Origin of the sequence: Exiguobacterium sp. s78 (genome assembly GCF_018618985.1) — a bacterium.
Lineage (GTDB): Bacteria > Bacillota > Bacilli > Exiguobacteriales > Exiguobacteriaceae > Exiguobacterium_A > Exiguobacterium_A abrahamii.
The window spans coordinates 1,700,687-1,724,389 of sequence record NZ_JACSNB010000001.1 but is presented as its reverse complement, the minus strand read 5'-3'; the positions used below and the strand labels follow the sequence as shown (position 1 = coordinate 1,724,389).

General features: G+C 46.4%; 23 protein-coding genes. 16 read left to right on the top strand and 7 right to left on the bottom strand.

What is annotated here, in order from left to right:
• The first annotated feature begins 52 nt into the window (after positions 1-52).
• The 4 genes from KNQ18_RS09000 to KNQ18_RS08985 all read left to right on the top strand — a co-directional run bounded on the left by KNQ18_RS09000 (position 53) and on the right by KNQ18_RS08985 (position 4,317).
• Positions 53-484: a YaiI/YqxD family protein gene (locus KNQ18_RS09000; protein WP_050678315.1), complete on the top strand. Its 432-nt coding sequence runs from the start codon at positions 53-55 to the stop codon at positions 482-484.
• An 83-nt stretch (positions 485-567) separates the two neighbouring features.
• Entirely contained in the window at positions 568-2,202 is a 1,635-nt protein-coding gene (locus tag KNQ18_RS08995) for an ATP-binding protein (RefSeq protein WP_251133333.1), read from the top strand.
• A 32-nt stretch (positions 2,203-2,234) separates the two neighbouring features.
• On the top strand, positions 2,235-3,989 hold the full coding sequence (locus tag KNQ18_RS08990; RefSeq protein WP_231681778.1) for an EAL domain-containing protein: 1,755 nt from the start codon (positions 2,235-2,237) through the stop codon (positions 3,987-3,989).
• Positions 3,990-4,050: 61 nt separating this feature from the next.
• Positions 4,051-4,317 (top strand): hypothetical protein, encoded by a 267-nt coding sequence (locus KNQ18_RS08985; protein ID WP_050678313.1) that lies wholly within the window; start codon positions 4,051-4,053, stop codon positions 4,315-4,317.
• A 76-nt stretch (positions 4,318-4,393) separates the two neighbouring features.
• On the opposite strand, the gene KNQ18_RS08980 is transcribed toward KNQ18_RS08985, so the two are convergent.
• Both KNQ18_RS08980 and KNQ18_RS08975 read right to left on the bottom strand, forming a co-directional pair.
• The gene (locus tag KNQ18_RS08980; RefSeq protein ID WP_214769255.1) at positions 4,394-5,359 is read right to left on the bottom strand and encodes a DUF4003 family protein; all 966 of its coding nucleotides are present in this window, start codon (positions 5,357-5,359) and stop codon (positions 4,394-4,396) included.
• Positions 5,360-5,413: 54 nt separating this feature from the next.
• Positions 5,414-5,929: a DUF1836 domain-containing protein gene (locus tag KNQ18_RS08975; RefSeq protein ID WP_133208058.1), complete on the bottom strand. Its 516-nt coding sequence runs from the start codon at positions 5,927-5,929 to the stop codon at positions 5,414-5,416.
• A 112-nt stretch (positions 5,930-6,041) separates the two neighbouring features.
• Here KNQ18_RS08975 and trhA point away from each other — a divergent pair, with 112 nt between their 5' ends.
• The 5 genes from trhA to KNQ18_RS08950 all read left to right on the top strand — a co-directional run bounded on the left by trhA (position 6,042) and on the right by KNQ18_RS08950 (position 10,446).
• Positions 6,042-6,689, top strand: a complete 648-nt coding sequence (gene trhA / locus KNQ18_RS08970) for a PAQR family membrane homeostasis protein TrhA (protein WP_023467814.1) — start codon at positions 6,042-6,044, stop codon at positions 6,687-6,689.
• A gap of 118 nt (positions 6,690-6,807) precedes the next feature.
• Positions 6,808-8,532, top strand: a complete 1,725-nt coding sequence (locus KNQ18_RS08965) for a M3 family oligoendopeptidase (protein ID WP_214769258.1) — start codon at positions 6,808-6,810, stop codon at positions 8,530-8,532.
• 42 nt (positions 8,533-8,574) lie between these two features.
• On the top strand, positions 8,575-9,273 hold the full coding sequence (gene rpiA / locus KNQ18_RS08960; protein WP_214769260.1) for a ribose-5-phosphate isomerase RpiA: 699 nt from the start codon (positions 8,575-8,577) through the stop codon (positions 9,271-9,273).
• 21 nt (positions 9,274-9,294) lie between these two features.
• Entirely contained in the window at positions 9,295-9,555 is a 261-nt protein-coding gene (locus KNQ18_RS08955; protein ID WP_214769264.1) for a hypothetical protein, read from the top strand.
• 132 nt (positions 9,556-9,687) lie between these two features.
• Positions 9,688-10,446 (top strand): hypothetical protein, encoded by a 759-nt coding sequence (locus tag KNQ18_RS08950; RefSeq protein ID WP_214769267.1) that lies wholly within the window; start codon positions 9,688-9,690, stop codon positions 10,444-10,446.
• Positions 10,447-10,777: 331 nt separating this feature from the next.
• Here the strand turns inward: KNQ18_RS08950 and KNQ18_RS08945 are convergent, their stop codons facing one another.
• From KNQ18_RS08945 to KNQ18_RS08930, 4 genes are all read right to left on the bottom strand, one after another.
• Positions 10,778-11,761 (bottom strand): hypothetical protein, encoded by a 984-nt coding sequence (locus KNQ18_RS08945; protein WP_149427068.1) that lies wholly within the window; start codon positions 11,759-11,761, stop codon positions 10,778-10,780.
• A 454-nt stretch (positions 11,762-12,215) separates the two neighbouring features.
• On the bottom strand, positions 12,216-12,620 hold the full coding sequence (locus KNQ18_RS08940; protein ID WP_023467822.1) for a DUF350 domain-containing protein: 405 nt from the start codon (positions 12,618-12,620) through the stop codon (positions 12,216-12,218).
• Positions 12,621-12,633: 13 nt separating this feature from the next.
• Complete coding sequence (locus KNQ18_RS08935) at positions 12,634-12,801, bottom strand: hypothetical protein (protein WP_023467823.1); 168 nt, start codon at positions 12,799-12,801, stop codon at positions 12,634-12,636.
• A 55-nt stretch (positions 12,802-12,856) separates the two neighbouring features.
• Entirely contained in the window at positions 12,857-13,972 is a 1,116-nt protein-coding gene (locus KNQ18_RS08930) for a GGDEF domain-containing protein (protein ID WP_149427069.1), read from the bottom strand.
• A 241-nt stretch (positions 13,973-14,213) separates the two neighbouring features.
• On the opposite strand from KNQ18_RS08930, the gene KNQ18_RS08925 reads away from it, so the two are divergent.
• From KNQ18_RS08925 to KNQ18_RS08905, 5 genes are read left to right on the top strand one after another with little or no spacing between them, the layout of a single operon-like run.
• Positions 14,214-15,653 (top strand): GntP family permease, encoded by a 1,440-nt coding sequence (locus KNQ18_RS08925; RefSeq protein ID WP_035398062.1) that lies wholly within the window; start codon positions 14,214-14,216, stop codon positions 15,651-15,653.
• Positions 15,654-15,678: 25 nt separating this feature from the next.
• Positions 15,679-16,380: a CoA transferase subunit A gene (locus KNQ18_RS08920; protein WP_149427070.1), complete on the top strand. Its 702-nt coding sequence runs from the start codon at positions 15,679-15,681 to the stop codon at positions 16,378-16,380.
• Between the two features lie 13 nt (positions 16,381-16,393).
• Positions 16,394-17,056: a 3-oxoacid CoA-transferase subunit B gene (locus KNQ18_RS08915; RefSeq protein WP_035398057.1), complete on the top strand. Its 663-nt coding sequence runs from the start codon at positions 16,394-16,396 to the stop codon at positions 17,054-17,056.
• A gap of 5 nt (positions 17,057-17,061) precedes the next feature.
• Positions 17,062-17,838, top strand: coding sequence for a 3-hydroxybutyrate dehydrogenase (locus KNQ18_RS08910; protein ID WP_149427071.1), 777 nt, complete (start codon positions 17,062-17,064; stop codon positions 17,836-17,838).
• Positions 17,839-17,851: 13 nt separating this feature from the next.
• Positions 17,852-19,042: an acetyl-CoA C-acetyltransferase gene (locus tag KNQ18_RS08905; RefSeq protein WP_149427072.1), complete on the top strand. Its 1,191-nt coding sequence runs from the start codon at positions 17,852-17,854 to the stop codon at positions 19,040-19,042.
• A 147-nt stretch (positions 19,043-19,189) separates the two neighbouring features.
• Here the strand turns inward: KNQ18_RS08905 and KNQ18_RS08900 are convergent, their stop codons facing one another.
• Positions 19,190-20,068: an AraC family transcriptional regulator gene (locus KNQ18_RS08900; RefSeq protein ID WP_149427073.1), complete on the bottom strand. Its 879-nt coding sequence runs from the start codon at positions 20,066-20,068 to the stop codon at positions 19,190-19,192.
• A gap of 368 nt (positions 20,069-20,436) precedes the next feature.
• On the opposite strand from KNQ18_RS08900, the gene brnQ reads away from it, so the two are divergent.
• Together brnQ and KNQ18_RS08890 are read left to right on the top strand one after the other, a co-directional pair.
• Positions 20,437-21,777, top strand: a complete 1,341-nt coding sequence (gene brnQ, locus KNQ18_RS08895; RefSeq protein WP_058705093.1) for a branched-chain amino acid transport system II carrier protein — start codon at positions 20,437-20,439, stop codon at positions 21,775-21,777.
• 237 nt (positions 21,778-22,014) lie between these two features.
• Positions 22,015-23,493, top strand: coding sequence for an AraC family transcriptional regulator (locus tag KNQ18_RS08890; RefSeq protein WP_215084594.1), 1,479 nt, complete (start codon positions 22,015-22,017; stop codon positions 23,491-23,493).
• Positions 23,494-23,703 lie beyond the last annotated feature (210 nt).

The following is a 23,703-nucleotide window of genomic DNA, read 5'->3' as shown; positions in this document are numbered from 1 at the left end:
GAAATCTTTTGGTTTGTGACACTGATAGTGGAAACAACAAGGGAGGATTCAGATGTCTATTTTCGTAGATGCAGACGGATGTCCCGTTGTCGATCTCGTCGTTCGACACCGACAGGGACGTGACGTCTTTTTAGTTTGTGATACAGCACACCAGATGATGCGGGAGGGGGCGACGACGATCACGGTCGGACAAGGACCAGATGCCGTCGATTACGCGATCGTCAATCGGATGAAACGTGGCGATCTCGTCGTGACCCAAGACTACGGTTTAGCAGCACTCGTCTTAGCGCGAGGAGGCTTCGCGATGGACCAAAATGGTCGTCAGTTTACGAACGAGAATATCGATCTATTGCTTCATACACGCCATGTCGGACAACAAATCCGACGAGCGGGTGGACGGACGAAAGGACCGAAAAAACGGACGCGCGATGCGGACCGGGCCTTTGAAGAGGCATTTCGTGCATTATTGCAAAGCAGCATATAAGGAAGACAGTACTCGAACTGTCGATCAAATAGGGACCATGCTATAATTTGTAACAGGAATGAATTTTGAAAGGAGGATACACGTTGAAACGAATCTTACGCGACCACTCGAAGGACCGTCCTTACCGATTGCGCCAAGGAACGGTTCCAGCATCAGCTGAGGCACGACTCACATCACTCGATCAACGTGAAATCAATCGATTACAACAGAATTTACTAGAAGTCGAACTGAAATTGAAGCAACGCAATGAAATCATGGAAGCGTTAGCGACGCAAAATGTCGAAGCGGCCTGTGAGACCGTCCTGACGATCCTGTTGCAACTGCTCGATGTAAAAGAAGGTGCCATCCTCTTGTACCGTCGTGAACAGTTGAATCATTTCGTCGCGCAAGGCATCGACGAGATGGAGCTGATTGAAAAAGATCTTGATCAATATTCGGTCTTACGTCGGGCGTTCGTCATGCGTAAATCGGTTCAATTACCGATTGGCGATCAGTTCGAATCGGCGATTCCCGTCCAATCTCCAAGTAATGGACAAGTCGTCGGGTTACTTTATATTCGTCATGCTTTTCCTCAGTTCAATCTAGAGCAAGTCGGGGACTTACTTGATCTATCACGAAAACTCGGAATGACGCTTGAGCGCCATCTGTTATTCCATCAGATGGAGCATGAAAAGATCAAGACGTATCAGCTACTGGACTCGATTCGGGAAGCTGTCCTATACATCGAGAGTAGTGGGGAACAGATCTATGCGAACCAAGCTTTGTTGAACATGTTTCCACCGAAGCTCGTCAATCAAGCGCAAGGATTCCGCCACGCCTACGAACGGGCGACGTCGCTGTTTGAACATGTCGATCAGCCAGACGCACTCCATGACTACATCGGTCAACTGATGAATGGAGATATTCCGGGAGAAACGATCGAACTATCAGCGTTTCGGGGGAACTTGCTACTCAGTGCTTACGCCGAGCGGATTGCGATCGCAAACGTCGAGTGGGGCATGATGCTCGTCTTACGGGACGTGACGAAAGATAAGGAACTTGATCTCAAGCAGGCAGAATTCGTCTCGATCGTGTCGCACGAGTTGCGGACACCGCTCTCTTCCATCATGGGCTTCACGGAATTATTGATGAAACGAGAAGTGGATCCGAAGCGCCAAAAGCGATATTTGCAGACGATTCATTCAGAAACCGTTCGTTTGGCGGAATTGATCAATGACATCTTGGAAATTCAAAAAGGAGAAGATTCGACGCATGGGACGCAAAAAGAACCGCTTGATGTGAAACAATTGATGTTCGAGATGAAACCGATGTTTGATCTCGCGAGTCGCGCGCATCGCATCAGTGTCCAGTTCGATCCAGGCACCTATACGATTTCAGCAAGCAGTGAAAAGATGAAACAGCTGTTCACGAACTTGATCATGAACGCGATTAAATATTCACCTGAAGGTGGCGCAATCCGGATCAAAGGGTCAAACCAGTCGGATCAATTACGGATTGAGATTTCGGACGAAGGGCTCGGTATACCAGAGAAAGCCCTCCCTTATATCTTTGATAAGTTTTACCGAGCAGATAACTCGGATACACGTAAAATCGGTGGAACCGGCTTAGGACTCGCGATTTGTCGCATGATCGTGCTTGATCATGGTGGAGCGATTTCCGTCCAATCAACGGAAGGAGAGGGCAGTACCTTCATCATTCAACTCCCGCTCGACGCATGACCGACAATCGACTGAGAAAGGAGGAAGACACGGTGAATAATTCACACATTCGTTATGAAGCATTGCATCCGCTCGTCGAAGAGATTCTTGAAAAACTGAGTGAACGGATTGGCGTCAACACGTTGTTTTTTGCATTAAATGATTCATATAGCAACTTTGTCGTCAAGGCGATCAATCAAGAGCGACGGTTGATCGAAGAAGGCTCGACCCATGTCTTCCAACACGTTCTCTGTAAGCTGGTCGTCGATGAAACGGATGGAAAGGTTTCAATCAGTGAATTGCTCAACGATCCATTGACGGTCAATCATCCGGTCACGAAAGCACTGGGGAACGGAAGTTTCATGGGAGTGGCAATCAAGAATGCTGAGAATGAGAAGATCGGGACGTTGTGTGCCTTCGACGATCAACCATTCGACTTCAAGGAGCAGGATATTGCACTTGTGGAACATTACGCTGACATCATTAGTAAATCAATCAACGTTGAAACGTATGTCATCAAAGACGCTTTGACAGATGTCTATAACGAACGCTATATGAATCGTTTAATTTCGAGTGTGACGATTCATCCAGCTTTCTTGATGGTCTTGAACCTCGACCGTTTTCATGCGATCAATGCTACGCACGGTTACCGGATAGGGAATGAAGTGTTGCGTGAAATTGCAAGTCGTCTAAAATATGTACCGTTACCGAATCATGTCGTCGGACGGATGGATGGTAATGAGTTCGTCGTATTGGCAGAACTTGAGCAAGAGCAAGAATTCGAACAGCATGCAATAGACTATGCCCGCATCGTCACGGAAGCGATCGAGCAACCAATCGTTGGTGTCGCGGACGAACCGATTCACGTGACGGCATCGTCTGGTGTCAGTCTTTTGACGGGTGACATGGCGAGTCGTCAGACGCAGATTTATGCAGCGGAAGCTTTGATGCAACAAGTCAAACACGACGGAAAACGACGGACCTCGTTCGTCAATCCAAACCGGCATGCGGAACAGCACCCGTTTGCATCGGTCCTTGAATCAGAGCTGTCGCATGCACTGGAACGGGGGCAGTTCGAACTTTATTACCAATGGATCGTCGATGCGAAACAAGAACATTATGTCGCGGTTGAAGCACTTTTGCGCTGGAACCACCCAGTGCTTGGCTTCGTCAGTCCGACGGATTTCATTCCGATTGCTGAGAAGATGGAGATTTTTCCGGACATTGGTCGATTTACGATCTGTCAGGCAATCTTGGATCAACGCCGGTTAGAAGAAACGTTTGGTCGTAAGATTTCCGTCGCCGTCAATCTATCGGCAAATCAGTTCGAGTCGGATCAACTATTTTCCGAGTTAATTCGACTAACAGAAGAGTCTTACTTCCCGAATGAGCGTCTCATTCTTGAAATTCGTGAGGAAGTACTGCAAACACGTCGTCGTTTTGCCATCAAACGCTTGGAACAGTTACGCCAAGCAGGCTATCGTCTGACCGTCGATCATTTCGGCAGTCATTATGCGTCGCTCAATTCGTTGTTACGCTTACCTGTTCAAGCGGTCAAACTCGATCCGATTTTTACACGTCGACTCGTTCAAAATCAGTTGGAGCGCTCGATGATTCGCTCTGTCCACTCCTTGACGTCGACGTTGAACATCGCGCTCGTGATTCAGGAAGTCGAAACACCGTCACAGCTGCAACACATTCAAACGTTAGATGAGTTATTGTATGTGCAAGGATACGAGGTCCATCATCCTCAGCCCATCGATCAACTGCTCGTCGAAGACATCATGCGAGGACGTGCTGAGGTTTAACCGTTCTTCAGTCGGGAATACCTTAAAAGGTGGAACAAGTATATTTTAAGGGGGATGCCAAATGGCTGATCAACACGATAAAGAAACGGATCCAATTACTTCAGGTAACCGAATGACGAAGGATGAGATTGCGGGGCGTGATCCGCAGAACCATGCGGAGGTTCCGGAAAAATCGAAGGATGAAAAAGAATCGAAGCATCCAGATCAAGAAGCAGACAAATCAAGTGAAGAAGCTTCAAGTGAAGAGGCTCCCGATTTGTCCCATGCTTCAGATGAAGATGGGGATGTCCAGCCGTCTGATGAAGACAACCAACAAGATAAAGAATGACTAAAAATAAGGGTAATCGACGTTCGGCAGTAATGCCACGCGTCGATTGCCCTTTTTAGTGTAGTGTTCTCGAATGTTACTCGCCACCCCCACCGCCGTCACCACCACCATCAAATCCACCGTCGATCCCGCCGTCCGTCGCATGGGACGTATCGGTCAAATCAACAGGGAAGAGTAAGAACGGAAGCGCGTCGGCGCCGTCCGGTGGGAGAATCGAAGATGGAAAGAGTTGTTGCAAGATCGTTTGTTGACTTAAATACAATCGGATCGCTGTCAAATAGACTAAGTCTTTCCGGTACTTAAAATGTAAATCGGAGCGTAACGCCTCTGCCATCCGTTCGAGTGACGAAGCGTGAACGTTTGGGTCACCGAGTAACGCAAGCATGCCGTGGAACGACAGCGGAACATGGTGTTTACGATGTATCTTACGGGATGACTCCACTTGTGCGATATAGCGATCCCAATCGTCTTCAGGCAATAAAGCGAATATCAAGGCGACGACATACGTCTGTTGAGCGCGTCCGAATCGTCGTTTGAGTCGTTGATAAACCATCTCGATACGCGAGGCGAGTTCGTCTAACTCACCGCGTGTCGTAGCGTGAAAGTAGACGAAAGAGATCAATAGCGGTGACACGATGAACCGATGTTGTTTTTTGAGGCGTGTATATAATTGTACCGTTCGTTCGAGTACCGCGTCCTGTGGAGTTAGACGGCTGATGAACAGGGCAGTAGAGTAGGCATTCAAGGGATGCGACAAGCGATGCGATTTTAAATAGCCATGAATCGACATCATCTCAGCAATCCGACTCGGTGTGTGGGCGTCAAAGGCATGAATCTTCGAAGCAAGTAATAATGCCTGGGTCGTTTGTGTACGCAACCGTATTTTCAAATCGTCTGCTGTCTCAAGCAACACACTTGCGGAAACCTGCTCCGTTCCAATCGTCCGGTCGAATGCCAGTTCGATCAGAATGCCATCCTGATAGGTTCTGAATTCTGGTCCAATGTGATCCAGCTGTCGCAAGAAAGTCGTCGCGATCTCCATGACTGTTCCTCCTCTGCCTTTTCTTCTAGTGTATCACGCAGTGAAAGCGTTCTCTTATTTTTTCAGTTGGGTGTCAATCAATTGTTCTGCTGCGCGCCGGTACAAGTTACTCATGTGAGCCATAGCGAGAATCTGTTCCAGTGGATCGGTCGTCGAGGCGGTCAGAGCGTCTTGTTCCGTTACGAAGCGCGCTGTATTTCGTTCCGTCAGTTCGAGGTAATTACGATAAAACCCTTCAAGATCGAGTTGGTCCTGTTCGATCCCTGCGTTCAAGGGCGAGAGAATCGTCTTGATATCATTAATCGAAAACGAACTTTTCAATTGATAAATCAAGCTGATCAGAATCAAGTGTTCCTTCGTATACTTTTTATTCGTGACCGGAAAGAATAATTTCTTTTTGGCATAATTGTTGATCATCGTCTTCGTCAAAATCGTCTCGTCTGCACTTCGTGTCGTTTCCTCGAATGTCCGCTCGAACAGTTGGATGACTTGATCCATATAGAGATCGATATTCGGGATATCTTCGAGCTGTAATTGACGATCGTGTCTCGTGTCGTCAGAATGTGTCATAAAAAAACCTCCAAAATCGCTAAAATAGGACTTTCTACTTCTCCATCATATGATAGAATACGTATATAACGCCATGTAGTATTCAAAACTACATATCAGAGGAGGAACGAAAGTGAAAGCTTATATGAGAGAACCGATTAATGGATTAACGCATCTTGGAGGGGCTGTCTTTGCTTTTGTCGGGTTACTGGCACTTGTCATCAAGGCATCGTTAGAACGGGGGGCATCACTTGCGATCGTTGCAGCGATTATTTTTGGTGTCAGTATGATGGCGCTTTATGCTGTTTCGGCAACGTATCATATGGTGCTTGCGAGCGACCGGGCGATCGCGATCTGGCGTCGGTTGGATCATTCGATGATTTATCTGTTGATCGCCGGGTCTTACGCACCGTTTTGTCTCGTCAGTCTGAACGGTCCGACCGGTTGGGTCTTGTTCAGCATTGTCATGTTGATTGCAGTCTCTGGAATCACCTTTAAATTGGTTTGGTTCAACAGTCCGCGTTGGTTATCAACGACGCTCTACATCGGAATGGGCTGGATCATGGTATTTGCGATCACACCACTCGCGCAAGTCTTATCACCGCTCGGCATCGGATTGTTGTTCCTTGGTGGTATCTTCTATACGATCGGTGGCATCATCTATGGGCTGAAGCCACGTATTTTATCGTTCAAACATCTTGGATTCCATGAAATCTTCCATATCTTCGTACTACTGGGTAGCCTAGCGCATTTCCTATGTGTCTACTTCTTCGTCTTGTGAGGATGTCCTCCTTCAGTCAATGGCTGAAGGAGTTTTTTTGTGTCTGATGGAAAATACAGGAGAAGTCGAGTGTCCTCACGAATGAAAGAACGAATAGATCACGCATAGGGGGAAAAACATGAAACACACACGATGGCAGTTAGAGACACTCTACACGATAGATGACGTCAAAGCAGGAATTACTACGATACAAGCGGCGTTGACAAAACGTCCGACTAATGTGGCAGAACAGGTCGAACGTTATCAGCAAGTCGCGCGCGACGTCGAGGAATGGAGCGACTTCATTTATTGTCTGTACGCTGAAGATGTCACGCGCTCAGAAGTCCATCCATTGCTCGAAGAGATCGAAATCGTGCAAGCGATGGTGCGCAGTGAGGCAGCAGCACTCGATACGAAGATCGCCGCACTGTCACAAGAAGAGTGGGAGGAGCTCGTCACGGGTTCACCATACGCCTTTTTCTTGAACGAACGCCGTGACATCCAGTCCCGTCGTGCACCACTAGTTCAGGAACAATTGTTGCAGGATCTCGGTGTGGACGGGTTCCAAGGCTGGGGGCAGCTCTACAAACAGCGCTTCATGGCATTGCGCGTCGACTTGGACAAAAAGCAGGTCACGATTGGTCAAGGGCTACACGAAGCGATGTTCGCACCTGACCGTTCGGCTCGTTTAGCGGCAGCGACAGCAGTTGACACCGCTTGTGCAAAAGAAGCTGACTTGTTTGCGACGATTCTGAACCGGATTGCTGGCTTCAGACTGCAATCCTACAAGATGCGGAACTGGGAGCAACCGTTGACCGAGTTGCTTGAGCAGAACCGGATCTCGGAAGCGAGCCTAAAAGCGATGATGGAAGCACTCGATCAACACCGCGACCTCTTTCACGCCTATTACGCTCGGAAGATTGCCCAGGCGGAGCGGGTGACGGGAGAATGGCATGATTTTGAGACGAACACCTATCGCTCCGCGCGTCACGTTCCGTTTGAGATGGCAGAGACAATCGTCACGACACAATTCAAACGATTGAATCCGCAGCTCGGCGCCTTCGCGGAAAACGTGTTTAGTGAGGGATGGGTCGATGCAGAGAATCGTCCTGGAAAAGCGGAAGGTGGATTCTGTGCCGCATTCCCGATTGCAAAAGAGAGTCGAATTTTCATGACGTACCGTGATAGTTATCCGGACGTCGCGACGCTCGCTCATGAATTCGGTCATGCTTATCATAATTATTTACTGCAAGACGAACCGTATTTAAATCAAGTCAAAGGAACGAGCATCGCGGAGACGGCTTCGACGTTCATGGAGAATCTCGTCCTCGATGCTGCCATCAAAGAGACGACGGAGCGGGAGGAAGTGCTCGCTCTCCTAGAGGTCAAGATCCGGGAAGGGCTGAAATATGCCAGCATCGTTCCCGGCATGTTCCGGTTCGAGCAACGTTTTTATGCGGAACGTCAGCAAGGGACGGTCAGTGCCGAACGGTTAAGTGAACTCCTGCAAGAGGAAGAACGGTTAGCCTATGGTCCGGTATTGCCTGAACCGGCGCGCTATAAATGGATGTACATCAGTCACTTGTTCAATCCGAATCTTGCGTTCTACAACATTCCCTACACGATCGGTTATCTACTCAGCAATAGCCTGTATCAGACGGTTCAAGCGAATCCGAGACATTTTTCGACAGTCTTTGAAGCCGTCATGCATGATTCCGGTCAAGCGACAATCGATGAGATCGTTACACGTCATCTCGACGCTGATCCGACATCTGTCGCGTTTTGGATGGAAGCTCAACAACCGCTCGTCCAGGCAATTGAGCAGTACCTGACGTTAACGGAATCCTCTCTCTCCGTCGATTGAAGACGAATCGAAACGGGAACAGAAATGTAGGGAGGGATGCGGATGTATGAACAGGAGAAACAATTAGTCGCTGAGGCAGCACTAACTTACGTGAAAGATGGGATGATAGTGGGTCTTGGGACGGGTTCGACGACGGAACGGTTCATCGAGGCGCTTGGTCCACTTGTGCAGGCGGGACTACAGATTCAAGGCGTGGCAACGTCACTTGCGACGGTCCGACTCGCGGAACAGTTATACATTCCGTTGATCGACTTGGAAGAGGGAATGGAAATCGATTTGACGATCGATGGGATCGATCAGATTGACGGACGATTTCAAACGATCAAAGGTGGTGGCGGTGCACTATTTCGCGAGAAAATCGTCGCACTGATGAGTCGGGAATTGCTCTATCTGACCGATTCCTCGAAGTTCGTCCATCATTTAAGCGGACCGTTACCTGTCGAACTGGATCCGTTTGCCTTACCGTATGTGCGACAACGGTTACGTGATAAGCATGTCTCAGCAACGCTACGCGTGAAAGACGATCGTCCCTTCGTTACAGATGGATGTCACGTGATTCTTGACGTTGATGTATCAGCCATCTCGGACGTCCGAGTATTTGCAAAAGAAGTGAAGAGCTGGTCGGGTGTACTCGATACGGGTTACTTCGAGCGACAGCCAGATCATGTCCTGACGGTCGAAGAGGGCAAGGTCAAACGCATCGCGCATCCACGACTGCGTGACGGCGGTGGATTGGTTTAAGGGAAGAAAGAAGGAAACCATATGGGCTTGAAAAAACGGTATTTATTCGGAGCAGGTGTCATTGCCGGTGCGAGTCTACTGTTGTTCAGGAAGCGGGAACAGGGCACACAGACCGATGCGTTACGTGATTATTTAGCGCATCTCGATCAGGATCCGAGTCCAGATGCTACGAAAGACCCGGATGAGGTCGGATTGACGAAACTGGATTCGATCTATCGGTCGGAGTGGCAAGCGAATGGTTTTCCGCGTTCGCGGACAGAGCTAGAAGAGCTTGAGAAATAGTGGCAGTCAACTATGAGTAATTAAAACGGCTAAAGTCCGGATTTGAACGGACTTTAGCCGTTTAGTTGTGAGCGTAGTAAAAAATAAACGCAATCCATAGAAAATTAAAAATGTTCAGCAGGAGGCAAATGTATGTATAGTTGGTCAAGAAAAGTGAGGCGTATGTGGTTGAAGTTTGGCTGGATTGTGATCATCGCTTGTTTCGTTGTTATCGTTGGTTCATTCGTTTTAATCATGAATGGCAATCCGATCAAAGAAAAAGAAATCGGAAAACGATTGGAAGTAGATTTAGAGCGAGAGTATAAAACGAAATTTGACCTAGAGTACACTCGTTACGATGCGACTAGAAGCGAATATGGGGCAATTTTTCATACGAACGAACCGGATAAGAAGGACGATGTCTCGTTCTATGCAACGTATCATAATGATTATGAATTGTACGATACATATCGGGAAGAAATTTGGTCACGTGATATTCGTAAAGCAGTCACGAACGAAGCAACAGAGGTGTACGGAAACAATTTTATTAGGGTCGAGGTGAACTCTCCACCGGAATTATTCATAGATGACGTAAAGCTAAATAATGTATTGCGATATACCGAATTGAGCGAAGAATCGATGCGGCATGTGCAGATCATGGTGAACGTACATAAGGAAGCGCGACACACAGTGAAAAAAGACTTGGCAAAATTAGTGACGAAAATGAAAGGCGGATCGATGAAGGCTGGAAAGGTGATTGTGATGGGAGCAGATGACGAGAAGGCTACAGCATTTCGTTCATGGGTATGGATTGATGTAACGAATCTTCCAAAGGATTTTAAGATGTCTGAGTTCAATAAATTACTGGAATGGGATAACACATTTACGACTGTAGAACAAGAATCAACGTAACTATTTGATTAAATCATTATCTATATAAAAAGACCATTCAGAAAGTTGAATGGTCTTTTTATATAGAGTCGCTGTTGAAATTTTATAAGTATACTTCCATGAAAATGATAGGTTGCTTTTCATATGTAAAGTCAAAAACAACAATCATCTTCGAAACGTTTCAAGCTCGTAACAAGACACTTTATTTATATGTTTATTGACTTAAAGTTAAATTTTATCTCCTCTTAACTTAAAAAGAATGGAATAGTGATTTGTCTTTGAACTAAAATCGATTTAGTAAAAGCCTTCAGATATATCTTAAAAGTACAGGAGCCTTATACAGTAGAAATATTTAAAAAGATTTAGTATATAACTTTTTACCCTGTAAATAAGTGAGCTTACCTAGTTGTAAATTAATTGATTTTAAGTAAGTCTCTTCGAAAAAAAGATAAGGATCATAGAGATTATTAGACAGAGTTACTATCTTTTTTAAGGTCTTTCCATTAACATCTCGTAAAAACAATGAATTATTCTCTGAGACTATATAGTTACCGTTTAAGAAATCAATAGCCTCTATCGTGATGGTAGTGATATTTTTATTTTTGAACACATGATCGTTTGTTTTGTAAACCATTGCTTTGGTTTGTCCTGTTACATAGTCGTAAAGATCAAATCGATGACGATAAGTAGTGACTGCGCTTAAAAAGGCGATTCCTTCATCATAATGGATATAGTTTAATTTATCACAGTTTGAAGGCGTGAGAAGTTTTCCTTTACCAATTTCCAAGATAGTAGAGCGATAACTTTTAACGTTCATTTTATAGAAAGATCTGTTTTTGACATAAAAGATTTCTTTATCGGACATCCAAAAGTCCTGAACATCAGTTACGAGAATTTTTCGTTCTTTTCCGGTTGAAGAAACACGGACCAAATCCCCTTTACTGTTGCTTTTATTCGAGACAAAGTAGACGTATTTTCCATCGCTTCCAATGTGTCCTCTTCGTCCATTGATATTTGCCCCTTTTACAGTGGAAATGACTCCGTTTTTAGAGCGGAATCGAAGTTCATATTTTTCAAAAGCTAACATACAAACAGAGTCGATAAAATGATTTTTTTCACTTTCTGTATAGAAAAGATTATTACCAGCGGATACAACATTAGTGATGGTATACGGATAAGTAGGAGATTCATTTTTCGCTGCATAAACTAATTTACCATTTTGGTAAATTCCAGAGGTTATACTTTGTTGCTTTGGAACTGTATAGTAAGGTGATGTAGCATCTACATGTATAGCAAGGGAACAAAAGGTCAAAAGCAAAAGTATAATTTTTTTCAAATGCATCTTCTCCTTAAATTAAATATAAATAAATAGTAAATTCACATGTATTATTTTAAATGAAAGAACAGAAAATAATATCCTGTTTTTGTAAAAAAAGATAAGTATGTTTTTTTAAGAAAAAAGATAGAAAGTTTGTATTATTCATGGTAAACCATTTCTTACGTATTAATGATTCAAAATCCCTTTAAAAATGATTATGATAAAAATAAGTCGATCTTGATAAACATCCTAATTTTCATATTTTTTAATTTTGGGATAAAGTATATTGGATTCATAATGAAAAGACTTGATTACTTAAATTTCCGTTGTTCTCATAATGCACGAAGACTTGGAATACTGTTTTTTTAGTTTTTAGCGTATACAAAAACTCCTCCTTTAAAATACAAAATAGGAGTTATCCTCAATCTAAACAGCCCTAGATCCTAATGATCCAGGGCTGTTTTCATGTGTTTTAATATGTAAGCGATCCTGCAATGATCAAACCGATCGAAATCGATAAGAAAAGGAGCAGCAAGCCGACTGCTTCGTTATTCGCATCAATCTCTTTCGTCATGCTCAAACGTGGAATCAATAAATCTGCAAGATAGAACAAGACGATTTGTAAGACGATCGCGAGTGCACCCCATAACACCATATCGAGAATGCTGACGGAGTTCGAGATACTCGAATAGAGGACGATGGCAAGACCAAGAATTCGTCCACCGAAGGCGTAGACGGCTGCTTTCTTTCCGTTACGGATTAGTTCGAGCTCCTTTGATTTCGTCGTCACCTCGAACAGGACGACACCGATTGCAAGGAGTACGGTCGCGACACCGATATACGAGAGCGTTGAAAGGAATAGATCACTGAATGTCATGCTGGTACCTCCATCATGATTTTTTATTTTTTTTGCGTTGTTCGTATGCAACATACAATTCAAGCAGTGCTCCGACGAGAATACCTGCTGATACATACAAATAGAAGTTGTCACCAATGAATCCGAACAAGAGACCTAAAATGAGGCCGATCAGGATATAGGGACCTTTTGCTAACTTCATGCCAATCACCTACCTCTTCTTTAAAGGTAGCGGATTTCAGAGGTGGCGTCCATCGTTATTCTTGAAAGCTGACGGCAGATTCTGCATTAGGAGAAAACAGGACGACTTGATTCCGTCCTTGTTGCTTTGCCTGATAGAGGGCAGCATCCGCATCCAGTAGAAGATCGTCGATTTGCAGTGTCGTCTCATCGTACGCGGCTAAACCAAACGATGCCGTGAGCGATAGCTCTGTCGTCGCTAGTCGGAACGTACTAGAAGCGATCCGTTCACGTAATTGTTCTGCTAAAGGCAGGACTTCAGCAAGCAGAACACCCTCAAACAGGACCGAAAATTCCTCGCCGCCGTTACGGGATAAATACCCGCTTTCTGACACTCCATCACGCAGTCGATTGGCGAACTGCCGTAGCACCTCGTCGCCAGCCTCATGTCCATACGTATCGTTGACCTGTTTAAAATGATCAATATCGATCGTCAACAACACGACCGACTGTTTGTTTAGGATCAATCGCTGTTTGACATCCGTATAGTATTCGTTGAAGGCGCGTGAATTATTTAATCCTGTCAAAAAGTCGAGTTGCGCTTTTTGCCGAAGCATCCGTAATGATTGTTTGGTCAACCGAATATCACGGATGATCACTAGGGCGAGCCAACTACTGACGAAAGAAGCAGGAATGACGACTGCCATCACTTCAATTAGAAGAATCTGTTTCGGTAAGACAATCCATAAGACAAGAGCGTGTAAAGCCGTCGCATAGATTGTCACGAGTGTGAATGTTCGTTTTGCATAGGGTGGCATCTCGCGAACGATTAAGCTTGTTCCTAAGGCAACGGCGACGATGAAACCGAATGCGGTGAAGGCTGCTAGATTCGTTCCTAAACTGAAACGATAGATGATGATCGCGATCGTCACGATCGTTGTCGGGATGGCGCCACCAAAGTAGGCAGCGACGACGACCGGAATATGACGCAAATCAACCATGACGCCAGGTGCTGCTTCAATCGTCATCTGCATGAGTAATAAAGAGATGACACTTAGGGCAAGACCATACAACACGCGCGTCGGACGTGGGGAGTCACGGGTGATCGGGAGCGGTGATAATTTTCCTAGCAGATAGAAACCAGCCATTAATAGCGTCACGTTATGCAAGACGTCAAAAAGGATGCTTTTCATGAATTGTCCATCCTTTCAAATAAAAAGTACGTTACTTAAAAGACATACGCCATAAAAGGACTAACTCCTGTTCCTTGAAAAAATAATCTATCTGATGCAATTGTGTCTATAATGTGAACTTATGATTTCTATAAGCTGTACTTATAGTTTGACGGAATTTAATTGACCTCCTCGACACTGCGTTGTTAAATGATGAAGAAGCGATATGAAAGCGCTTACTAAAATCGAAGGAGATCTACTTATGGAACTTGTCATCATTCTTCTTGCCTTATCCTTATTGATGTTCGTTGCCTATCGTGGTTTTTCGGTCATCCTATTTGCGCCAATCTGTGCCTTGTTCGCCGTCCTACTGACGAACCCGGATTGGGTGTTACCCTTCTTCTCGAATATCTTCATGGAAAAGATGGTCGGCTTCATCAAGGCGTACTTCCCGGTCTTCCTCCTCGGAGCGATTTTCGGAAAAGTCGTTGAGATGTCTGGTATCGCGGAGTCGATCGCGAAGACGATCATCCGCATGATCGGTGCGAAACGCGCTATTCTTGCCATCGTCTTACTCGGCGCCATTCTTACATATAGCGGTGTCAGCCTGTTCGTCGTCGTCTTCGCTGTTTATCCGTTCGCAGCGAACTTGTTCCGCGAAGCGAACATCCCGAAACGCCTCATCCCGGGAACGATCGCCCTTGGTGCATTCACGTTCACGATGGATGCGTTACCAGGAACACCTCAGATTCAAAACGTCATCCCAACGACGTTCTTCAAAACGGATATCTACGCTGCACCAATCATGGGAACAGTCGGTGGATTGTTCATCCTAGTCGTCGGCATGTGGTATCTCGAGTCACGTAAGAAAAAAGCCCATCAAGCAGGGGAAGGCTACGCTGGATTTGAAGCAACGGCGGCAAGTGCCGCACCGCAGATGGAGTTGAAGAACGAACCGGAAATGACACTTGAGACGGATCGTCAACCGGTCTATCGGCAAGTCCTTGCCTTCGTTCCACTCGTCCTCGTTGCCGTCATGAACAAAGTCTTCACACTCTCGATTCCGAAATGGTATCCAGAAGGATTCGATTTTTCAGCAATTGGTCTAGAGGCATTTGGAAAAATCGAGACGCCGGCCGTTCTTGCAATCTGGTCCGTCCAAATGGCGTTATTGATCGGAATTCTCGCAGCGATGCTGTATGACTTCCCGAAGATCAAGACGAACTTCCAAGCTGGTTTGAACGTCAGTATCGGTGGCGCGCTTCTAGCGGTCATGAATACAGGTGCTGAGTATGGTTTCGGAGGCGTCATCGCAGCGTTACCAGGATTCAAGTCCGTCTCAAGCGGGATTTCAGAGACGTTCACGAATCCGCTCGTCAACGGAGCCGTCACGACGACGACGCTTGCCGGTGTCACCGGTTCCGCATCGGGCGGAATGGGAATCGCGTTAAGTGCGATGTCGGATAAATATACGCAAGCGATCACATCAGGTGGCGTGCCACCGGAAGTCATGCACCGCGTCATCTCGATGGCGTCCGGCGGGATGGATACATTACCGCATAACGGTGCCGTCATCACGTTACTTGCCGTCACGGGGCTGACGCATCGTCAGTCGTATAAGGACATCTTCATGATTACGATCCTCAAGACAGTGACGGTCTTCTTGATGATCGGATTGTATAGCTTGACTGGTTTATACTAAGGATTTTTAAAGGGGGCATCATCAGATGAAGCAGGGGAAAGTATACGGATCATTCGCGGAAGCGACAGCAGACATCTTTGACGGGGCGACGCTAGTCGTAGGGGGCTTCGGACTCTGCGGAATCCCGGAAAAATCAATTACCGCGTTGCAAGAGAAGGGCGTCAAGGATTTGACGGTCGTCAGTAATAACTGTGGTGTCGATGACTTCGGTCTCGGTCTCCTCTTGCAGACACGACAAATCAAGAAGATGGTTTCGTCGTATGTCGGGGAAAACAAGACGTTCGAGCAACAATACCTCAGTGGCGAGATCGAAGTCGATCTCGTCCCACAAGGTACGCTTGCGGAACGTATCCGTGCCGGTGGAGCTGGCATTCCCGGTTTCTATACACCAACAGGCGTCGGCACACCGATTGCTGAAGGGAAGGAACAAAAGGAGTTCGACGGGAAGACGTATCTGCTCGAAGAAGGAATCGTCGGCGATTTTGCGATCGTCAAGGCATGGAAAGCAGATCGACTCGGGAACCTCGTCTTCCGGAAGACGTCACGCAACTTTAACCCGATTGTCGCGACAGCCGGAAAAGTAACGATCGTTGAAGTCGAAGAACTGGTCGAAGTCGGTGAACTCGACCCGAATGAGATTCATACACCTGCTGTCTACGTTCAGCGCATCGTCGTCGGAACGGATTATGAAAAACGCATCGAACGCCGGACTGTCCGGGAAGCTTGAGGAGGAGACGGATATGAAAACGACACGAGAGATCATCATTGAACGCGCACTTCAGGAAGTTGAAGACGGGATGTACGTTAACCTCGGGATTGGGATTCCGACATTGATCGCCAATGCGATTCCGGACGATATGCATGTCATGCTGCAATCCGAAAACGGACTGCTTGGCATCGGACCGTATCCGCTTGATCATGAAGTCGATGCCGACGAAATCAACGCCGGTAAAGAAACGGTCACGGCACAATCTGGAGCATCTTACTTCGACAGTGCCGAATCGTTCGCGATGATTCGCGGTGGGCACATCGACCTCGCGATCCTCGGTGGGATGGAAGTCGATCAAAACGGTGACCTCGCGAACTGGATGATTCCGGGAAAGATGGTCAAAGGCATGGGCGGAGCGATGGACCTCGTCAACGGAGCAAAACGCGTCGTCATCATCATGGAGCATGTCAACAAACACGGCGAATCGAAAGTCAAACAGGCGTGTACCTTGCCGTTGACAGGACGCGCCGTCGTCAACCGTTTGATTACGGACCGGGCCGTCTTTGATTTCACACCGGACGGAATGGTCTTGATCGAGACGCTGAATGGTCATACGGTCGAAGACGTCAAACAAGTCACGGAAGCACGATTCACGGTCAGTCCGGAACTCGAGCGCGTGACGGTAGGGGAGTGAAGCAGATGGTTCAAGGAGATATCGTACTCGTCACAGGTGCAGGAAGCGGAATTGGTCTTGAAATCTCAAAGGCGTTTGCTGCGGCAGGAGCAAAGGTCGTCGTAACGGACGTTCGCGCAGAAGCAGCAGAAGAGGCTGCGGCAGCGATTCGCGCAGACGGTCATGAAGCGGTTGGCATGACGCTCAACGTCACTGATGAAGCACAGGTCGAAGCCGTCTTGAAGCAGACGGTCGAACAGTTTGGTCGACTCGACGTCTTGATCAATAACGCGGGTCTTCAACACGTCTCACCAATTGAAGAGTTTCCAACAGAGAAGTTCGAATTGATGATCAAGATCATGTTGACGGCGCCGTTCATCGCTATCAAACATGCCTTTCCAATCATGAAGGAACAAGGCTACGGACGGATTCTTAACATGGCATCGATCAATGGTTTAATCGGTTTTGCTGGGAAAGCGGCGTATAACTCGGCGAAGCATGGATTGCTCGGTCTGACGAAAGTCGCAGCCCTTGAAGGAGCAGAACACGGAATCACCGTCAACGCGATTTGCCCGGGGTACGTCGATACACCACTTGTCCGGAATCAGATGGAAGACTTGGCGAAGACGCGTCACGTCGAGCTTGAGAAGGTACTCGAGGAAGTCATCTATCCGCTCGTTCCACAAAAACGGTTGCTCGCCGTCGAGGAAATCGCGGATTATGCATTGTTCCTCGCGAGCCGCAAAGCAAAAGGCATCACGGGACAAGCGAACGTACTCGATGGAGGATATACGATTCAATAAGGAGATGGAGCAGATGAGTGAAGCAGTCGTCATCGTCAGTGCGACGCGCACGGCGATCGGGAATTTCAATGGGAGTTTGAAAGACGTCAAAGCAACGGAACTTGGAGCGACAGTCATCCGCGCAGCACTTGAAAAAGCTGGTGTCGCAGGAGATCACGTCGACGAAGTCTTTTTCGGTAACGTCCTCTCAGCAGGACTTGGTCAAAATCCAGCACGGCAGGCGGCACTCGCTGCCGGATTACCGGAGACATGTCCAGCGATGACCGTTAACAAGGTCTGCGGATCCGGTCTCTCAGCCGTCCATCTCGCGTATCAGGCGATCAAGTCGGGCGAAGCCGATGTCATCGTTGCCGGTGGGATGGAGAACATGAGCCAAGCGCCGTATGTCTTATCGGGCGCACGGTCTGGACTGAAGATGGGTGACCAACCGCTCGTCGATACGATCATCCAGGATGGACTTGAGTGTGCGTTTAATGACTATCACATGGGAATCACGGCAGAGAATTTAGCCGACGCCTATGAACTCTCCCGCGAAGCCCAGGATCAGTTCGCTGCGACGAGTCAGCAAAAAGCGCAGACGGCATTAGCGGAAGAACGGTTCGTCTCGGAAATCACGCCAGTGTTAATTCCACAACGAAAAGGCGACCCGATCCGTTTTGATCAAGATGAGTTTCCACGTGCCGGAACATCTGTCGAAACACTTAGTCGTTTGCGCCCGGCATTCAAAAAGGACGGAACGGTTACGGCAGGCAATGCATCTGGCATCAATGACGGGGCTGCCGCACTTGTCATCATGTCCGCGACAAAGGCAAAAGAACTCGGTGTGACACCACTCGTTGAGATCGTCTCAAATGGAACGTCCGGTGTCGATCCGAGCATCATGGGAATCGGTCCCGTCCAAGCGGTCCAAAAGGCACTCGATAAAGCGGGACTGACGCTTGAGGAGATCGATGTCATCGAAGCGAACGAAGCATTCGCGGCACAATCTCTCGCGGTCGATGCGGAGCTACAGTTCCCGCACGAGAAGCTCAACCGCAACGGTGGCGCAATCGCGCTCGGTCATCCGATTGGTGCGAGTGGTGCGCGGATTCTCGTTACGCTGATCCATGAACTCGAGCGGACGGGTGAGATGCATGGTCTTGCGACGTTATGCGTCGGTGGCGGTCAAGGGGTTGCGACAATTGTAAAATCTGTAAGAGGATAATTAAAATAGGATCAATTCAGAGAAATGAAAACACTCCTTTTGTTTTTCATGACTTAAGAGAGTATATAAGATTTGAGCTGTCTTCGTTTACTGAGAAGACAGCTTTTTCGTTTACCAACAATTATAGTGTTAGATATAGTGTTAGACTTAATTTTCGCTATTTTTTTTTGAAACTGCCACCCATACTTCACTGTATACCTGCTCTGGGTCATTACCATGAATCGTAAAGGATATGGCAGGCAAGTCAACCAATTCATAACCAGAGGAAGGTAACCATTCGGAGTATGAACGAGCCATTGTTTCTTGTAAAGTCGCCGGGAAAGGTCCACGATTCGGGAAAATGACCCATGTCGAAGCATCAACATACAGTTGTTCGAGTCCGATATCAGAATCCCTCAATTTTTGTGATGTAGCATATCCTAACATATGGGTTAGTGAACCGGTTTCTTCCTGAAAATGTTCCTCATGATCATAAGATACATTCAATATATGGTGAGGATAAAAATCAGCCATTGCTTTCATTTTTTCTCGTTGATCCGTTGTGATGGATTGGGCAAGCTCTAGAATGGATTCATTAACTCCTTCAAATTGTATTGGTACACGTTTAGAAACACCTGTTATAAAAAATGAACTTTTTTCCTCGATTTTAAATTCCATTGAAGTTCCTCCTTTAATCTCTAAATAAAATGTGAAAGGAGGAAAGGTTTTTTGAATTTTATTTTTTATGGCAAATGATGGTAAATAGCCTGACCAGTTACGAAAAGCTCTTGAAAACCCTTCTACAGAACGAAAACCATACTGGAAGGCGACCGTAGTTACAGAAGTGCCTTGAATCAAGTCGCGATTCGCTTCTGATAAACGTCGTTGTTTAATATAATCTGTTAATGTGATCCCAGACATATAAGAAAACATTCTTCGAAAATGATAATCGGATAGCCCTGTCAATCGAGTCACATCTTCAGGTGATAGTTCTTCTGTCAAATGTTCATCGATATAGTGCATCAATTGATTTAATTGTTCAAGCAATATTTATCTCCTCCTTTCTCTATTCAATATAAGTGTTGCTGACAAAGAAGACTTGATATTTTACATACTAATTAAGTCGATTGATAAAAATCATTATTGTAAAGATTTTAGATTATAATATCTTTTTTGGGACAAGAAGTGAAGTTCTACTACGTCATATGAACTTATGAATTCGGTTTCATGCTTCGATGCACAAACGTAACAAATTCTATGGACCGTAGCTCCACCAAACTTTCTGCGCAATTTTCAGAATATTCTCCAGATAAACTCCTAGCACGAGCTCTTAAACGTATGTTATCCTTTCGAACGAAGTACTTCATCTGCTTAGGGAGCGAGATGAAGTCGATCATCATCAGTGGGGGTTTATTATGTCTAAAACTGTTCCAACATCATTTATCATCGTCATCGGCATGATGCTCTTCGCCTTATTTTTCGGGGCAGGAAATCTCATCTTTCCGCCGATGCTCGGACAGCTCGCAGGGGAGCATGTCTGGGTCGCCAATGCCGGATTCCTCGTCACCGGTGTCGGTCTACCATTGCTTGCGATTCTTGCATTCGCGTTTTCAGGGGAACGCGATTTACAAGCGATGGCGTCACGCGTTCATCCTGCGTTCGGAATCGGGTTCTCGGTCATTTTGTATCTTGCGATCGGTCCCTTCTTCGCGATTCCTCGTGCCGGAACGGTCTCGTATGAGATCGGAATCAAGCCTTTCTTCAGTGAATCGACGAGCCACTGGCCGTTGCTCATCTTCACGGTCTTGTTCTACACGGTTGCGTGTCTCTTATCATTGAATCCGACGAAAATCGTCGATGTCGTCGGGAAAGTACTGACACCGATTAAGATCACGTTCATCGGTCTGTTGATCGTCGTCGCTGTCCTCCATCCGATCGGAAGTTTTCAGAATCCTTTGAAGACATATCAGTCGAATGCTTTCTTTAACGGTTTCCAGGAAGGATATATGACGCTCGATGCACTTGGTGCTTTCGTCTTCGGAATCATCATCATCGCAGCGATCAAGGAAAAAGGTGTCACATCGAAGCGACAGTTACTCTTGATTTGTACGAAAGCGTCATTGATCGCAGCAGCCTTGCTTGCAATCACATACTCGGCGCTTGCCTTCATGGGTGCTTCGAGTGTCTCGGAAATCGGACAACTAGCGAACGGAGCAGAGATCTTGTCGGCTGTGTCGGATCATTACTTTGGTGAATACGGTGCGATCTTACTCGGTCTGATGATCACAGTCGCCTGTATGACGACAAGTGTTGGGTTGATTACGGCCTGTGCCGCGTTCTTCTCGGCACTCGTGCCAAAAATCTCGTACGTCAAATGGACGATTGGTCTATCGGTCTTCAGCGCACTCGTCGCGAACATCGGTCTGAATCAATTACTTGCTGTCTCAAAACCAGTCTTGATGACGCTTTATCCACTGGCGATCTGTCTCATCTTCCTGACATTCTTGCATCCACTCTTTAAAGGCAAACCTGCCGTTTATCAAGGGGCGCTGTGGATGACATTCGTTGTCAGCTTATTTGATGGATTAAAGACAGCGAAGATCAACGTTTCAGCTGTCACAAACGTGTTCGACGTGGTATTACCGTTTGCTTCCGTCAGTCTCGGATGGGTCGTTCCAGCCATTATTGGCGGAGTGATCGGAGCAGTCGTTGGTAAGAAAACAGCACAGACACACTCGTCGTCGCGTGTGGCTTAAATTAAATCCTTTCACTCAGATTACACTGGGTGAAGGGATTTTTTGTTGTAACGATGAAACATAGTCTAACAACAGTTGTTGACAAAAAGCGGTAGCATGATGCTATAGTGTTAACGAAAATGATATTCATTATCAATTAGAAGGGGTGATAGGTGATGTTCATCCAGTTGAAAACATTCAAAGCTGATATACGGAAAAAGCATCTGATAGCAAATGTTTTTTAGGAGTGAGTTGAAAATGACAGAAGCACTACATACATTTCGCGTGAGAAAACATGCGTTACAAACAGGAGGACAATTGGCGTTACGTCCGAGTTTGATCGTCGTCATACAAGGGGCTGGTATTACCTACACGGAAAGAAAACGTCTAGAGGCGGGAGAAGCCTGTTTCGTCAAGAAATCAGGTGAACGTTTCATCGTTCAGGAGGGACATTGTCTCTTGTATCAGTTAGAGGTTGACCTGACGGCATTTCCAATCTTCCGACAACCAACGAATGAACTAGTGGAGTGTTTAGAACGAATGCAAGGGTGTCCAGAAACAATGACCGGTTCTCTTAGACAGCATCGCTCTCTGTATCAACTGCTGGAGCAATTAAGTGAACGTCGTCATGAGCAGACGTTTGAGGAAGTGACGTCCCAGTGGTTAGAAGAACTCGGGAGATCAAGAACAGTCAGTGACTTGGCAAGTGAGTTGAACATGTCACTGCCGACGTTTTCCCGCCAATTCAAAAAGTACTACGATCAATCACCAAAGGAACTGCTTCATCAATTGCGGATGCAACGGGCGAAGGAGTGGATGATTGCACATCCAGATTGGACGATTGCCGAGATCGCAGAACGTGTATCAATCAATGATGAATTTTATTTCAGCCGTCTCTTTAAAAAACGTGAGGGACTATCACCAAGTCAGTACCGAAAACGGTTGATTCCACGGGTCGGAATCTGGAGTCAAGCGTTGTTACAAGATCACTTATTGGCACTTGGCATTCAACCGGTCATCGCACCGTCTTTTCCGACACAATATCGTTCGAACGGGGTGCCAGACTATTTAAGTGAAATCGAAGGTACGCGACTATACGACGCGTCAGCAACGATTTTACCGGAATGGTTTGAGACATCAAATCTTGATCTCGTTTTACGGACACCGATACGAGGTGAACTACCACCTATGTTGACCTCTTGTCCGATCATCGATATTTCGAAACAAACTTGCTGGAAGGATTACTTGTATGCTGTTGCTACGGCAACCGATATGCTTGAGCAAGCGACTGATATCATCAACGAAGTCGAGACGTTTGAATCAGTTGTGAAGCAACAATTCGAATTCAATCGGAATGTGACATGGGCAGTCATCTGGATCAGAGACTCAGAAATCAGACTGTACGGACGAACAGGGCATACGATGTTGGATTTTCTGTTCAATGAAATCGGTCTACGAGCAGTGGAAGGACTTCCGCATACCGTCTACATGACGATCAGCCTAGAAACATTACAGCAGTTAGATCCGGATGGTCTGTTCATACTGTGGAGTCAACCTGCAGATGTGGAACGAATTCGAGGAACGAAGGAGTGGAAAACGCTTCGTGCCGTTAGGACGGGGCGTATATTTCACCCAGACAGTGTAGATTGGGATCCGTGGGGACCACTTGGGAGGATGCATATGTTACGTCAATTGCATACATATATCAGCGATAGTAACTGTTTTGTTTGTCCATGAAGAATGAAAAGAAAATCCATGTCATTCGTCATTGATAATGATTATCATTACAGATGGAGTTCACAATGAGGCAGAGAAGGCTGATAAATGAACCTAAAAAGTCGTCACCTTGTCGTACGAATGTTAGGGAGGATCGTTTGTTTGATTTGTGTTAAATCTCACGACGATATGTGACTTCTGGCATTTAATCGATTGTGAAAACGGATTGAA

What these genes read in the sequence shown, in the direction of transcription:
- KNQ18_RS09000 (WP_050678315.1), top strand. Translation starts at nt 53, where the DNA reads ATGTCTATTTTCGTAGATGCAGACGGATGTCCCGTTGTCGATCTCGTC.
- KNQ18_RS08985 (WP_050678313.1), top strand. Translation starts at nt 4,051, where the DNA reads ATGGCTGATCAACACGATAAAGAAACGGATCCAATTACTTCAGGTAAC.
- KNQ18_RS08980 (WP_214769255.1), bottom strand. Translation starts at nt 5,359, where the DNA reads ATGGAGATCGCGACGACTTTCTTGCGACAGCTGGATCACATTGGACCA.
- KNQ18_RS08975 (WP_133208058.1), bottom strand. Translation starts at nt 5,929, where the DNA reads ATGACACATTCTGACGACACGAGACACGATCGTCAATTACAGCTCGAA.
- KNQ18_RS08965 (WP_214769258.1), top strand. Translation starts at nt 6,808, where the DNA reads ATGAAACACACACGATGGCAGTTAGAGACACTCTACACGATAGATGAC.
- rpiA (WP_214769260.1), top strand. Translation starts at nt 8,575, where the DNA reads ATGTATGAACAGGAGAAACAATTAGTCGCTGAGGCAGCACTAACTTAC.
- KNQ18_RS08955 (WP_214769264.1), top strand. Translation starts at nt 9,295, where the DNA reads ATGGGCTTGAAAAAACGGTATTTATTCGGAGCAGGTGTCATTGCCGGT.
- KNQ18_RS08950 (WP_214769267.1), top strand. Translation starts at nt 9,688, where the DNA reads ATGTATAGTTGGTCAAGAAAAGTGAGGCGTATGTGGTTGAAGTTTGGC.
- KNQ18_RS08940 (WP_023467822.1), bottom strand. Translation starts at nt 12,620, where the DNA reads ATGACATTCAGTGATCTATTCCTTTCAACGCTCTCGTATATCGGTGTC.
- KNQ18_RS08935 (WP_023467823.1), bottom strand. Translation starts at nt 12,801, where the DNA reads ATGAAGTTAGCAAAAGGTCCCTATATCCTGATCGGCCTCATTTTAGGT.
- KNQ18_RS08930 (WP_149427069.1), bottom strand. Translation starts at nt 13,972, where the DNA reads ATGAAAAGCATCCTTTTTGACGTCTTGCATAACGTGACGCTATTAATG.
- KNQ18_RS08925 (WP_035398062.1), top strand. Translation starts at nt 14,214, where the DNA reads ATGGAACTTGTCATCATTCTTCTTGCCTTATCCTTATTGATGTTCGTT.
- KNQ18_RS08920 (WP_149427070.1), top strand. Translation starts at nt 15,679, where the DNA reads ATGAAGCAGGGGAAAGTATACGGATCATTCGCGGAAGCGACAGCAGAC.
- KNQ18_RS08915 (WP_035398057.1), top strand. Translation starts at nt 16,394, where the DNA reads ATGAAAACGACACGAGAGATCATCATTGAACGCGCACTTCAGGAAGTT.
- KNQ18_RS08910 (WP_149427071.1), top strand. Translation starts at nt 17,062, where the DNA reads ATGGTTCAAGGAGATATCGTACTCGTCACAGGTGCAGGAAGCGGAATT.
- KNQ18_RS08905 (WP_149427072.1), top strand. Translation starts at nt 17,852, where the DNA reads ATGAGTGAAGCAGTCGTCATCGTCAGTGCGACGCGCACGGCGATCGGG.
- brnQ (WP_058705093.1), top strand. Translation starts at nt 20,437, where the DNA reads ATGTCTAAAACTGTTCCAACATCATTTATCATCGTCATCGGCATGATG.
- KNQ18_RS08890 (WP_215084594.1), top strand. Translation starts at nt 22,015, where the DNA reads ATGACAGAAGCACTACATACATTTCGCGTGAGAAAACATGCGTTACAA.